The organism is Anoxybacillus thermarum (genome assembly GCF_000836725.1).
GTDB lineage: Bacteria > Bacillota > Bacilli > Bacillales > Anoxybacillaceae > Anoxybacillus > Anoxybacillus thermarum.
The window spans coordinates 1-13433 of sequence record NZ_JXTH01000067.1; the positions used below are offsets into that span (position 1 = coordinate 1).

At 43.3% G+C, this 13433-nt stretch carries 9 protein-coding genes and 1 pseudogene; 5 read left to right on the plus strand and 5 right to left on the minus strand.

Going from position 1 to position 13433, the window contains the following annotated elements; translation table 11 throughout:
• Window positions 1–595: 595 nt before the first annotated feature.
• Entirely contained in the window at window positions 596–967 is a 372-nt protein-coding gene (locus LH47_RS12575; RefSeq protein ID WP_043968019.1) for a coiled-coil domain-containing protein, read from the plus strand.
• 22 nt (window positions 968–989) lie between these two features.
• Here the strand turns inward: LH47_RS12575 and LH47_RS12580 are convergent, their stop codons facing one another.
• Entirely contained in the window at window positions 990–1406 is a 417-nt protein-coding gene (locus tag LH47_RS12580; RefSeq protein ID WP_235341143.1) for a helix-turn-helix domain-containing protein, read from the minus strand.
• A 191-nt stretch (window positions 1407–1597) separates the two neighbouring features.
• Between LH47_RS12580 and LH47_RS12585 the strand changes: the two genes are divergently transcribed.
• Window positions 1598–2047: a hypothetical protein gene (locus LH47_RS12585; RefSeq protein WP_043968021.1), complete on the plus strand. Its 450-nt coding sequence runs from the start codon at window positions 1598–1600 to the stop codon at window positions 2045–2047.
• 247 nt (window positions 2048–2294) lie between these two features.
• Here the strand turns inward: LH47_RS12585 and LH47_RS12590 are convergent, their stop codons facing one another.
• Both LH47_RS12590 and secA2 read right to left on the minus strand, forming a co-directional pair.
• Window positions 2295–3164, minus strand: coding sequence for an accessory Sec system S-layer assembly protein (locus LH47_RS12590; RefSeq protein ID WP_043968023.1), 870 nt, complete (start codon window positions 3162–3164; stop codon window positions 2295–2297).
• A gap of 15 nt (window positions 3165–3179) precedes the next feature.
• Window positions 3180–5513 (minus strand): accessory Sec system translocase SecA2, encoded by a 2334-nt coding sequence (secA2, locus tag LH47_RS12595; protein WP_043968025.1) that lies wholly within the window; start codon window positions 5511–5513, stop codon window positions 3180–3182.
• A 238-nt stretch (window positions 5514–5751) separates the two neighbouring features.
• On the opposite strand from secA2, the gene LH47_RS12600 reads away from it, so the two are divergent.
• Together LH47_RS12600 and LH47_RS12605 are read left to right on the plus strand one after the other, a co-directional pair.
• Complete coding sequence (locus LH47_RS12600; RefSeq protein ID WP_043968027.1) at window positions 5752–9192, plus strand: S8 family peptidase; 3441 nt, start codon at window positions 5752–5754, stop codon at window positions 9190–9192.
• Window positions 9193–9303: 111 nt separating this feature from the next.
• A complete protein-coding gene (locus LH47_RS12605) occupies window positions 9304–10887 on the plus strand; it encodes an S-layer homology domain-containing protein (protein WP_043968029.1) in 1584 nt (527 codons plus the stop codon).
• A 23-nt stretch (window positions 10888–10910) separates the two neighbouring features.
• Here LH47_RS12605 and LH47_RS12610 read toward each other — a convergent pair whose 3' ends face one another.
• Entirely contained in the window at window positions 10911–11876 is a 966-nt protein-coding gene (locus tag LH47_RS12610) for a C40 family peptidase (protein ID WP_043968031.1), read from the minus strand.
• Between the two features lie 388 nt (window positions 11877–12264).
• Between LH47_RS12610 and LH47_RS12615 the strand changes: the two genes are divergently transcribed.
• A complete protein-coding gene (locus tag LH47_RS12615; protein WP_043968033.1) occupies window positions 12265–13203 on the plus strand; it encodes an S-layer homology domain-containing protein in 939 nt (312 codons plus the stop codon).
• An 84-nt stretch (window positions 13204–13287) separates the two neighbouring features.
• On the opposite strand, the pseudogene LH47_RS15475 reads toward LH47_RS12615, so the two are convergent.
• A pseudogene (locus LH47_RS15475) lies at window positions 13288–13433 on the minus strand (UPF0236 family protein); the annotation flags it as partial.

The following is a 13433-nucleotide window of genomic DNA, read 5'->3' on the forward strand; positions in this document are numbered from 1 at the left end:
CCTCCAAAAGGGCCGCCAACAAGACAGCGAACACCTTTTGAAGAGTTCTGACTAATTGTTCCTCCAGCTCTTTTAATAAAGGCCATTCTGTGGTAAAATGTTTCATGGACTCTCTCCCTCCTGTTTTATTGATGTTGGTCATCACCATCATAGCAGGGAGAGAGTCCTTTTTGCATGACATTTGCTTTTTTCTACCGCGCTTCGCTTGGTGGCCCCGACGAGCGTCGCGAACAAAAGTTCGCAACCCTCGTCGGGGAATCATTCCTGAATGTCACCCACAAATATTTTACTCACACAAGAAAAAGTGAAAATTGAATTTTCAAGCACGTTTTTCGCCAAAAACGGCCGAAAAACGGCAAAAAAACGAAAAAAATCGCTTGAAAATTGAAAAATCGAAATTTTACATCTTTTATATCATTTCGTATCATATGAGTCGAGGAGGTGATGCAAAACGTATTCCTCGCATTTCCTTCCAAAATGCGTCCTCTTACTGCTCCCTCACAATTTGGCTAGCCCCCCTTGCTAGCCTCTTTTTTTCAATTGACCGTCAATGAGGGGAGTGATATGCTAGGGGGGAGAAAGGGGTGAATAAAAAGTGGAAAACCAAGTTTTACAAGCTGTAAAAGAATTGCTGTATGAAGTGCGTGAGATGCGCGCGGAGATGGAGAGCTTCAAACAAGAAATGCGTGCAGAGATGGAAAGCTTCAAACAAGAAATGCGTGCAGAGATGGAAAGCTTCAAACAAGAAATGCGCGCAGAAATGGAAAGCTTCAAACAAGACATGCGCGCAGAAATGGAAAGTTTCAAACAAGAAATACGAGAAGAAATAAAAGAATTGCATGTGCGCATCGGAAAGTTAGAAACAAAAGTGGACAAGCTGCACGATAAATTTGAATTGCATGCGCAAAAACAATGGCAAACAGAGGCTGACGTATATCGGTTAAAAAAATTAATCGGCATTGAATAAAGGGCAAAAAAAGCCCCTTTTTTTATTTCAATGCTTCAATCATTTCATCAATCATTTTTATCACTACTTCTTCGACTCGTTTTCGCTTATGCGAAGGCAATGATTGCAACGCATATAGACGCTTTGCGAGCTCACGCTGTTCATTTATATAACGAATAAGCGCGAGTCGTTCTTCATCCATCTCATTCGTTCCGTACGCGAGTTTGACTTCTTGCAGCAGTTGTTCATCTGTCGGATGTTTGCCAAGTAAAAAATCAACGCTCACGCGAAACAAATCACTCATGTCAATGATCGATTTTAAGTCAGGGAGCACCTCGCCGTTTTCCCATTTGCTCACTTTTGAACGAGATACGTTTAGCCGTTGCGCCAGCTGTTCTTGCGTCCAATGGTTTGCTTTGCGCAAGCGTTTAATTTGTTCGCTCATATGTTGTAACATCATATTCCACCAAATTCCCTTTTTTCTTTTTACAATAGAAGAAGAACAAGGGATGTTTTTGTTCTTTTTAAGAACAAAAATATAAAATGTTCTAAAAAAGAACAAAAAATGAGCGATGGATTTGTCGAAAAAAGTTGATTGAATATTCTTTAAATGTAAAAATATACATTGGAAAAACTTGAAGGAGAGGATGAATTGTGAATATTTATTTTTCGAATTTCATTGTTCATCAAGCGAAGAGGGGAGGAAATACGTGTGAAGTGCTTATTAAAGAGAAACCGTATCCTCCTTTTCACGAGTCCCGAACGATTGAACCAATTCACTTTTCTGATTCACTTCAGTTTATCTCACCGATCGAAAAGTTGCCGCTTGAACCAATTCGCTATCGCATGATTACATGTACAACAAAAGATGATGTATTTTTATTTTTTAAAACGATAGACGATCAACTGATGATTGTCGTGACGCTTTTGTTTGGAAAAGGGAAATTGCAAGTATGCGTCAAACGTTGGAATGACCTCGAGAAGCGCTACATCCCCGCACCGATGAATGACCTCACCGCTGCCGAAGAACGAGCCATCCTATGTACAGTCCGCTCAGTTTCCATTCGTTCTGGGCAGAAAATTCGTTATTGTTTATTTTAGTTCCATGTAAGAGATGAAAGAGGAAAAAAAATCATACGAAAAAACAAAAATATGTTTGTGAAACATAAAAAATGATGCTAAAATATAACTGTAGTACTATTTCCTTCTGTTTACGATAGAGAGCGGTTGGTGGCCAGAGGCAAGGGATAATGAAATGAACCCGAAAGGCTCGTTGGAAGAGAGGTTTTCGGGTCATTTCATCATCGAAAAAAAAGAGTGTCCTTCACGCACAAAGGACACTCTTTTTTTATTGTTGAGGTGGATATACATGCCATTTACTTAAATCAATGTGTTCTTTTGTCAGTAGCGACTTTGGAAAAATGAAGGTCCATGGTTTACTTGTGTTTGCTTTCACTTCTAATTGCAACGAGAAAGATCCGCGCGCAACAATTTCTTTACTTGCATCTTCTATGACAAGTGGCAATTGTTCGAGACGAATGTTTTTATAGCTGCCATTACGTATTAAAAGGGTAACGACGAGATTACCATCTCCATCTATTTTTGCTTGTAGCCCCATGAAATTTAATTCCCCTTCTTTTGGAGGAGTTAATGAACGAACTAGTTGTTTGAGTTTTTGCTTATCCTCATCGGATAATGTTTTCTCCCAACTTTCTTCCATATCCAATGCATGTTGTTTTTTTAATTCGAATGCTAACTTCCATCCGGTCTCCGGAAGTTCTTTCACGAATAAGTCGCTTTCAAGGAACACGAACGACCAAGGGCGACTCGAATTCGGTGGCAATTCACCAAGTTCGCTTAATGGAAACACTTTCCGTCCAAGTAATTCACCATTAGGTCCGATCAGTAAAAGAGGTGTGTCCCCTAATGACAGAGACTGATTTAACGTATGACGAATGAACGCTGTGACGATATAACGCCCATCCTCCTTCTTTAACTCAATTCCTGATAACGATAGTTGGTTCGGTTTTAAAGGCGGCAATTCGTTGTTTAAAAATTGAAAGTAATATTTTTGCTCCGTGCTGATTCGCATATGTGGATGAAATGATAATTCTGTCTTTACCCATTCTTCCTTTTGTTCATACTTTTTTTCCAGCAACTGACCAGCGTCAATTGTGCTATCTTCCCCTTGCTTTTTTCGTTTAAAAAATGACAACATGGCTTCTTCCCCTCTCTACATTTTCAATAGTTGTGCAAGCTGTTTGCAAGCGTCACGTTCGAATTGATGATACATCGTTGTGAATAGTTGTAACGCTTCTTTTGCATATTGGCGCATTGGATCCTCTTGTCCATAATAACGCAATCCAATTCCTTCTTTTAATAGCTCCATTGCCTCTAAATGTTTTGTCCAGTACATATCAAGCAATCCTAATACGATCCGTCTCAACACGATTTCTAGCTCCTCGTTTCCTTCAAGGGATTGAACGTATGAGACCCATGTATCGACTGCCGCTTTTGCAACGCGTTCCACTTCTGAACGATCGGTGACAGAAGAAAGTCTGATGTTCTCATTTGTCACCATTTGTACACTTTCGATGACGCGGGACACGTCCCATTCTTCTGGAATCACTTCTTCTGGACAAGCTTCCTCGATTTCGCGCTCGATATACGTTGGAAGCATAGAAAGGACGATGGAACGCACGTCGGTTGATTCAAGAATACGATTGCGTAGCGTATAAATCGTACGTCGCTGCTCATTTAATACATCATCTAGCTTTAAGTTGTATTCCCGCACTGAGAAATTGCTTCCTTCACAAATGCGCTGCACACGGTTGACAAATTCATGAACGTCTTTGTTCAACACTTCGCCTTCTTCGTTGACTTGCAATGATTTTTTCATTTTTTCTAGCTCTTCTTTCGCGAAGCGGCGGAACATGTCATCTTCAAGCGAAATGAAAAATTGGGAGCGTCCCGGATCGCCTTGGCGGCCTGCGCGTCCTTTTAATTGGTTGTCGATGCGCCGGCTTTCATGGCGTTCGGTACCGAGGACGTACAATCCGCCAAGCTCTGCTACTCCCTCGCCGAGCATAATATCTGTTCCGCGCCCTGCCATATTTGTTGCAATCGTAATTTGTCCTTTTTGGCCAGCGCGAGAAATGAGTTCGACTTCTTGTTCGACGCTTTTGGCGTTTAACAATTGAAACGGCAACCCTTCTCCTGCTAAATATTTCGCCACTTTTTCCGACTGTAAAATGGACGTCGTTCCAATGAGTATCGGTTGTCCTGTCGCATGAACGCGTTTCGCTTCTTTGGCAACCGCTTTATATTTTGCTTCCACTGTCGCAAAAACGCGATCCGGCAAGTCTTTGCGAATGACAGGACGGTTTGTTGGAATTTGGACGACATCCATGCCATACAACGTTTGAAACTCTTTTTCTTCCGTTTTCGCTGTTCCTGTCATCCCCGATAAAATCGGATAAAGGCGAAAATAGTTTTGGATTGTGATAGACGCTTGAATTTTATTTTCTTCCGTTAACTCTAATCCTTCTTTTGCTTCAATTGCTTGATGAAGCCCGTTGCTTAAACTGCGCCCTTCCATCGGACGACCGGTGAACATGTCAATTAACAACACTTTCCCGTCTTTCACGATATAGTCGACATCGCGTGTAAACATGACGTATGCCCGCAGCGCTTGAATGACGTAATGGTACAATACTTGATGTTCAAGATCATATAAGTTGTCGATGCCAAATCCTTTTTCAATTTTTTCAATACCGCGATCAGTTAAGCTAACAGCCTTTGTTTCTTCATCGTATTCGTAATCTTCTCCACGAACAAAATGCTTCACAATACGAGCACATAAGTAACTTAATTCCGAGCTTACTCCTGTCTTACCAGCAATAATGAGCGGTGTTTTTGCTTCATCAATGAGTACGCTATCAATTTCATCGATGATCGCATAATGGAATGGACGTTGTACGCGTTCGCCAAAGCTATACACCATATGATCACGCAAATAGTCGAATCCGAACTCAGTTCCGACACCGTACGTAATATCGGCCAAGTATGCCGCTTTTTTTTGTTCGGATGTCATTTGTGGTAAATTTAATCCAACGGATAAGCCTAAGAACTCATGAATTTTTCCGATTAAATCACGGTCGCGTTTCGCTAAATAGTCGTTGACGGTAATGACGTGCACTCCTTTTCCTTCCAAAGCACGCAAATAACTCGGGGCGGAAGCAACGAGCGTTTTCCCTTCTCCTGTCGCCATCTCCGCAATATTTCCTTCCGCAAGCACAAGCCCTCCGATAAGCTGAACGTCGAAATGGCGCATGCCAAGCACGCGTTTTGACGCTTCACGAACAGTCGCAAACGCTTCGACTTGTATATCAAATACGGTTTCACCATTTTGTAGACGACGTTTAAATTCCTCTGTTTTTGCTTTTAATTGTTCATCCGTCATTTTTGCAAACTGTGACTCTAGCGCATTTATGCGCGCGACTGTTTTATAATAGTTTTTTAGCTTCCGTTCATCGCTGTTGACTAACTTTTTTATGTAAGATAACATCGGGAACCTTCTCCTTCGCTATAAATCAAATTGTTTCAACGTACAGTATACCATTGTTCTCGAAATGTTTCACGACCCGAAAAATATTTCTTTACTTTTTTGTTTTTGGATGATATTGTAAGATCATTAGAAAAAATTATCAAAATATGAAACTTTTTTTGTCTTTTTTTCGTTTTAATAGGTGTATTTGCTTTTGAGGGCGAATATGTATGTTACATTCTTTTGAAGGAGGACTTTTATGAAAAAATGGAAGAAAACCGCATTATCCGTTAGTTTAGCTTCCGCACTCATCGTGCCGACGGCCGCTCAAGCGTCGACGGAGCCGCCAATTGCCCAATGGAAAAAACAAGTGACAAAAGGGCAAGCCTCTCTTGCTTACAAACGGTTCGAAAAGGCGCAAGATCAAGTGAGCACCGATACGCTGATTGTGAAGTACAGCGAGAGAATTCCAGCTGCCGTGCATCGTAGTTTAGGAGCGACATTGAAGCAGTCGTTTCCGCAATTAGGCTATGACGTCGTCACTGTGCAAAAAGGAAAAGAGATGCAGCAAGTGATGAAAAATTACGCAAAACTAAAAGCCGTCAAACGTGTGACGCCAAGTTTTACATACAAACGGCTCGGTTCGGCTGATCCGAAAGCAGATCATATGTATTTATTATCGCTTTTAAATATGGATAAGGCGTTAAAACTTGCTGGGAAGTCTAGTGTCACGGTTGCTGTTATTGATACAGGGATCGATATGAAACATCCTGAATTGAAAGGACGTCTCCTTCCAGCTTACAACGCCATCAATCCAGCGGGGGCGCCGATCAAAGATGTGCACGGCACGCACGTTGCCGGCATTATCGGTGCGAACGCCAACAACGGTGTCGGGGCGCACGGTGTCAACCCGACCGTCAACATTTTGCCGATTGACGTATTCGGCGGGGAATGGGGAGCAAGCGACTATACGATTGCCCAAGGCATTTTATATGCCATTGAAAAAGGAGCAAAAGTCATTAATATGAGCCTTGGCGGATATTTTAGTTCGCCGATTTTAGAAGAAGCTGTTCAAAAAGCGATTGACGCAGGGATTACAGTCATTGCGGCAGCAGGAAACGAAGCGACGGACATGTATTCCATCCCAGCTTCATACGAAGGAGTTATTAGCGTCGGGGCGACCGACAGCAAAAATAAGCTTGCCGAGTTTTCAAACTACGGTCCGTCCGTTGACCTTGTTGCCCCAGGTGTGGACGTATACAGTCCGATTTATGACTATATGAAAGGCTCTTCGTTTGCCGAGTTAAGCGGAACGTCAATGGCATCACCAGTTGTGGCGGGCGTTGCATCGCTTCTTTTATCGAAGTATCCAAATTTAAAGCCGTACCAAGTTGAATGGATTTTAGAACGTACGGCGACAGATTTAGGAGATTTTGGCTATGATTTAACGTACGGCAACGGTTTAGTCAACCCTGTCGCTGCGCTGCAATATAACATGAAAAACGTGCCGCAAAAAGAAAAATGGAACGATGAAACGATTTTAGCGAAAGCGCCAGTCATTGATGCGAAAGAGCCGTACGTGAAAACAGGTTCGTTCACAAAGCCAGAGGAAATGCATTGGGTCAAAGTGAACGTTCAACAAGGCGAAAGTGTCCAAGCGTTGCTCGAAGGAGCACAATTATACGACTACAAACTTGTGTTCCGATTTTACCCAGAAGGAAAAACGGCGTCTGAAAAACCGATTCAAGTGAATGATGGCCGTGCAGGTGAAATGGAAGCGAAACTATTTACAGCAAAACAATCAGGCGTGCTTGCGATCGGCGTCACAGATGCGAACGGCAACTACAGCTTGCAAGGAAAGTCAACATATACGTTAACTGTACAGTCGTTTACAGAGCTTGCGGACGATGGCTTGACAAAAGAAAATCCAGCTATCATTGAACAGTTGCCGTTTGTTGCAGAAAACTTAACGTTTGTCCCAGAAAAAGATGCAACGGAAAGCGACCGCGACTATTTCCGTTTCACCGTCACAGAGCCGACGACGGTGAAGTTTCAACTGTCTCCTGTTCCGGGGATCGACTCGTCATTAAACATTTATTTAGCTGATGAGCTATATCGCCCTGTTGATCCAGACGCGAAATATAAAGAAATGACATTCCCGATTGCATCAGGAAACAATAACGGCATAAGCAAAGGAGAAACGCTCACATTTGAAGCACAGCCGAACATCGAATACGTGCTGGAAGCTTCTAGCGAACCAATGGGCGGATTTTATCCAATGATGATTGATCTGGCGATGCCAAGCAATCAAGCAAAACAGTTCACAGGTTCAGCGATCCCATATAAGCTTCGTGCAGAAGCTTTGGCACTTCCAGCTGATGAAGACAACTTCCCGGCACGTGAGCCGATGCAATCGGGCGATGAGCCTGTTGAACAAGCGGAAAGCATAAAAGAACAAATGCGCAAACCGAACGAGATGATTATTGTTGGTGATGACGGAAGCTTTAGCTACTTTGAAAAAGAGCAAATACAGCAAATAAAGGAAAATGCCCGTCCTTACAACATTGGGGAAAAAACAGAAGCGCTCATTCAATTTAGTGGGGATCAAGACTTTTACCGCTTCACCGTCCCAGCAACCGCTGTGTACGAATTTTCGTTTGCCACACCTGACGATATGATGCCTTCAGCTACATTATTTGAATACGATGAGAAAAAAGACGATCTCGTACCAGTAAACAACTTTTGGCCGTTTGATTGGATGACAGGCAAAAAACAAACAGACTGGACGCTCATCTTGGAAGAAGGAAAAACGTACTACATGTCGGTGCAAAACGACTATTATCAACCGGTAGCTGAACCGTACAGCATGACGTCGAAAAAATTAATCGATGCACCAAAAGATAAAAATGAGAAAAATAATGAGCCAATTCAGGCAACAGTTGTGAACGTCAATGAAACGAAAACAGGAAACTTCGTGCTTCCAAACGATGTCGATTACTACTACTACAAACATCGCCAAGCGACCGAACTGTTGACGCTTTTTGCACAGCCGAGCAAACCGAATGCGTCGCTGCCGAAACAATTGGGCGGCACATTAGTCCCGATTATCTCCGTCGTTGAAGATACAAACGGCAATATGACGATTGACGAAGACGAATACGGCAAAGCTGTCACGTTTTTCCCGAGCGGATGGAGTCCGTTATATGACGTACACGGATCGTTCCGCGCGAAGAAAAATGTCGGATATTTCTTTGTGGCTAACTCATTTATGTTTGATGGACTATCGATTCAGTCGTACAACTTTGGCATTCAATCGTTCAACAAAAAAGATGAAGATGCATCGTCTGTGTTGAACAACAACGTACCATCGAAGCCGCTTTCTCTTTATAAAAAAGGCAATACGTATGAAGCAACGGGATACATGGACATCGTTGACTATGGAGATAAAGACGCGTACAAATTTGTCGTTCAAAAAGACGGTACATTTACATTAAAGCTCGATGTACCGGGCACGATGGATGGCGTCATGTCCATTTTTGATGCAAAAGGTCGCCTCGTTCAAACGCATGACCATTACGGCGACGGCGACGCAGAAATCGGCACGCTTTCGTTGAAAAAAGGAACGTACTACGTCATCATAGAAGAATCGCTCGCCCGCCCGAATGCCAAACCGTACACGCTCTCGATTACAAAGAAGTAGATGAAACGAAGGTTGCCTGCATATGTAGGCAGCCTTTCTCTTTTTCCAGACGCACCGTGTCACCGATCGTGTTAAAATAAATATAGATTGATAGACAACGAGGTGAATCACATGCGATTCATATGGCTTACATTCGTTTTTTTATTGTTTTTTCAACATCCCGCTCATGCTGATGTCGTTGATTTAACAAATAAAGCAAAAGCGCAAGCGTACGAAGATTACTATCCGCTGATTGCGCGCTATAAAGGAACGAGCGGGGTGACATTTGAAAGTTACAGCACATATTGGAACGAAACGAAGCTTGCCCAACTTGAGCAAGAGCTTCTAAAAAACAAACACGGTGCTGAACTTTCCTTGTTAGGAAGCGTAAAAATTTTTCCTGATTACCCCGCAGGGCAAAACGTGCTTGGACAATATTTTGCGCAATATCAAGTCAGTCCGAAGCTTGCTTTATTGCCAAACCGATACATTCACTTATACGGCGGCAACGAATGGACGACGGTTGAGGAGATGACGACGACGTTAGCGCACGAGTACGGGCATCATTTCACTTATTATTATTTATTAAACAAAGAACAGCGCCGCCCGAACGAATGGCTGCAGTCGCAGTATGCAGCTGCGCGCCAGTTGTTTCGCTACCCGTCTGTCCATGCAGATGGAAGCGGGAAATATGAATGGTATATGCCAGAAATATTAGCTGAAGATTATGTGCAACTATTCGGCTCACCAAATGCGCTGAAAGGGCATATGCAAATGAACGCCCAACTTCCGACGCCATTTGAGCTTCAAACGCTGCAAACGTATTGGAAAAATCAGCTTGGCGCACCGTATGAACCGATGCCTCCGCTTTCATTACTTTTGACAAACTATACAGTAAAAAATAACGTGTATTCGCTAAAGCTTTACACATATGCTGATACAACGGCATACTTGAATGCGCAAGATGGACAAGGTCGCTATGCTTCTGTTTATATCGGGAGCGTGCCAAAAGGAATAAACGAAATGACATATGATGGAGCGAAACTGAATAGTCAAATTTCTTGGCTATTTCGCTCAACGATTGTCGATACGGCGCTCTTTCGCGTCATACAGCCGACAACAAAAGGATTTAATCGCGGTTCAGCGACGTTGCGCGTTTCGTACGAATCGATCCAGTCGCTCGTCGCCGCGCCTCCGCTTTTTCCAGACGTCGTCGGAGAGGAATTGCAAGAAGCTGCGCGGCTGTTGTATGAGCGCGGGATAATCGCAGGATTCCCAGACGGAACGTATCGTCCGAACGAACGAATATCTCGCCGTCATGCTGCCCTTATGCTTATTCGCGATTTACAGTTGACGCTGCCTGAAGGATATGCCGTCAAGGCGCAAGACGTAAAACCGACGGATCCGTGGTATAAAGAGATGGCGATTGCGGAGGCGTATGGGCTTCTAACGGGGTATAACGGAAAGCTATATCCGAATGAGTACATGACCCGCGCCCAAATGGCAGCAATTTTAACGAGAGTGTATGCTGATGTGTATGAACAGCCAACGACAAATGTATCGTTTTTTGATGTACCTCCTTCTCATTGGGCGTACCGTGCGATTAATACGCTCTATTCCAACGGCATTACGATCAACAATCCGTATCGCCCGAATGATATCGTGACGCGCGGGCAGTTTGCCCTCTTTTTAAAACGGACGCTCGATAAAAAATAGCGAGGAAGGCTCGTCCTCCCTCGCTATTTTGCGTTAATTGCGCGGTAGAAAAACACCGCAAATTGCGCGCGTGTGACCGTTTCTTTCGGACGGAACGTTCCGTCTTCATATCCGTTCGCGATGCCGGATGCAACGAGCTTTTCAATCGCATCATATGCCGCATCTGTTTCTTTGACGTCAGTAAACGGCACATCCGCACCCCGCTTTAACTTCCATGCCTCCGCAAACCACATGGCTAATTGTTCGCGCGTTAACGGTTCATCAGGTTGAAATGACTTGTCGTTTTTATTGACGATATTTTCTTTGGCAAGCGCGTTAATCGCCCCAACTGCCCAATGATCGCTCGGCACGTCTGTAAACGTTTCTTTTCGATTGTTCATGTCGAGTTTCAAATATGTAGCGATCAGTCCCGCTGCATCTGCACGTGTGATCGTTTCATCTGGCTTAAAGTAGCTTTTTGCATAGCCGAGCACAATTTCTTCTTTTCCGAGCGCCGCAATTTCTTCGTTCGCCCAAAAGTCCTTCCCGATATCGCGAAACTGCCCGGCAGCTTCTTCATAAGCAAGCACGCGTCTTGCCCCTATGTATCGTTTCTTATAATAAGAATCATCAAGTGACGTCACGGTAATGCCTTTCGATGAACTAGCATGAATAAACCGATGATCTCCAATATAAATCCCTGCATGCGACGGACCTTTTTTATACGTCTCAAAAAAGACGAGATCCCCGATTCGCAAATCCTCTCTTTTTACCGCAATGCCTTGGTTATATTGTTCCGCTGTCGTCCGCGCTAACGTGACCCCTAGACCGCGCATTACATGCCGCGTGAACCCAGAGCAGTCAAATCCTTTTTCTGAACTTCCCCCGAATTGATACGGCACCCCGACGTATTTCTTCGCAAGCGGAATGAGCCGATCGTAATTATCGCTCGCATAGGCGAAGGAAGGGAAGAGAAAAAACAAAAGCAATGCTGAAACAAACCGCCTCACAACATACACCTCACTTCGCTATTGTTCTTGCAATTTCGACATTTTCACACTATTCCAAGTGTATCATAAATAGGAGAATGGTAATTTTACAGTTATGTAACAAAAGTTTTTGACAAAATTTACGCTTATAGGTATTGAAAAAAGTCGAACATTCGGTAAAATGGTGAATAGGTGGAAGACTACATGTGAAAAAGTTTTGTTGTTCCAACAAAGAAAAACTGTTCAAAAAATGGTTGACACGATGTATGGAAAAAATTATAATGTAGTTTGTAGTCGTTCACTCGCTAAGTTTAAGAGTTTTATAGAGAAAACATACATATCTCTTAAATTTAGCTAAAGCAAATAGAAAAACAAGTAGAAAGAGAAACAAAAAGGAGGAAATAAGTCGATGGCTTACCAACCAAAGTCTTATCGCAAATTTTTAGCTGGTACAGTCTCTGCGGCAGTTGTTGCTTCAGCGATCGCACCAGTTGCAAGCGCTTCTTTCACTGACGTAGCAGGAAGCGTGCATGCAGATGACATCGCTACATTAGTGGCAAAAGGGTACATTAAAGGGTATGCAGACGGTACATTCAAACCAGACAAATCATTAACACGCGGTGAAGCGGCAATTATCTTCTCACGCATTTTAAAAGATGCAGGCGTTACTGAAAAAGGTGCAGGCTTCCCAGACGTTCCAGCAAGCAACGCTGAATTAGCGGAAGCGGTAGCGATTGTGCAAGCTGCTGGCATCATGACTGGAGACGAAAAAGGCAACTTCAATCCGAACGCAAACATCACTCGTGAACAAATGGCGAAAGTCGTTGCTGAAGCGTTCAAATTAACGAAACCAGCAGACTATACAACAAAAGTAACAGACCTTGACAAAGCTGGTTCATGGGCACGTGAGTACATCCAAACGTTAGAAGCAAACGGTGTAACAAAAAATACAGAATTCATGCCAAAACAAAACGTCACACGCGGTCAATTCGCTTCATTTGTCGTTCGTGCGATGAACGTTGGTGTAACAGCAGCAAACATTACAGGTGTTACTGTTGTTGACCTCAACACGCTAGAAGTGACATTCAATGGCGAATTAAAAGAAGTGAAAAAAGAAGATTTCGCGATCCAAGGCGTTGAAATCGAATCTGTATCAATCAAAGCTGCAGCAGCTGCAGAAGCAAAAACAACAGTTGTTGTCATTAAAACAAAAACGGCATTAGAAGAAGGCAAATCTTACAGCGTGTCTTACAAAGGTCAAACAACTGACAAAACAAAAGTGAGTCAGTCAAGACTTTGTGGAGAACATTTTTTCGGTTCACTACGGGTGTTGTCAATCACTAGTTAGCGAACCATTTTCAGGAATTGATATCGTAAGCGCTTTTGGACTCTCATCCCTCATCTTGAAGTGATGATATTGTATTCCATTTTTTTACACCCAACCAAAATCCCGAAGCGCCGACAACGCTTGATGGATCGGCGTCCCGGATGACCGCTGCAGACACGGTAGATTCTGACGCACCACATCTGCCCACAACCGTCCTGCCTTCCGTTTGGCCTGTTCAACCCGCTTGGACT

What these genes read in the sequence shown, in the direction of transcription:
- LH47_RS12615 (WP_043968033.1), top strand. Translation starts at nt 12,265, where the DNA reads ATGGCTTACCAACCAAAGTCTTATCGCAAATTTTTAGCTGGTACAGTC.
- LH47_RS12590 (WP_043968023.1), bottom strand. Translation starts at nt 3,164, where the DNA reads ATGTTGTCATTTTTTAAACGAAAAAAGCAAGGGGAAGATAGCACAATT.
- secA2 (WP_043968025.1), bottom strand. Translation starts at nt 5,513, where the DNA reads ATGTTATCTTACATAAAAAAGTTAGTCAACAGCGATGAACGGAAGCTA.
- LH47_RS12580 (WP_235341143.1), bottom strand. Translation starts at nt 1,406, where the DNA reads ATGATGTTACAACATATGAGCGAACAAATTAAACGCTTGCGCAAAGCA.
- LH47_RS12600 (WP_043968027.1), top strand. Translation starts at nt 5,752, where the DNA reads ATGAAAAAATGGAAGAAAACCGCATTATCCGTTAGTTTAGCTTCCGCA.
- LH47_RS12605 (WP_043968029.1), top strand. Translation starts at nt 9,304, where the DNA reads ATGCGATTCATATGGCTTACATTCGTTTTTTTATTGTTTTTTCAACAT.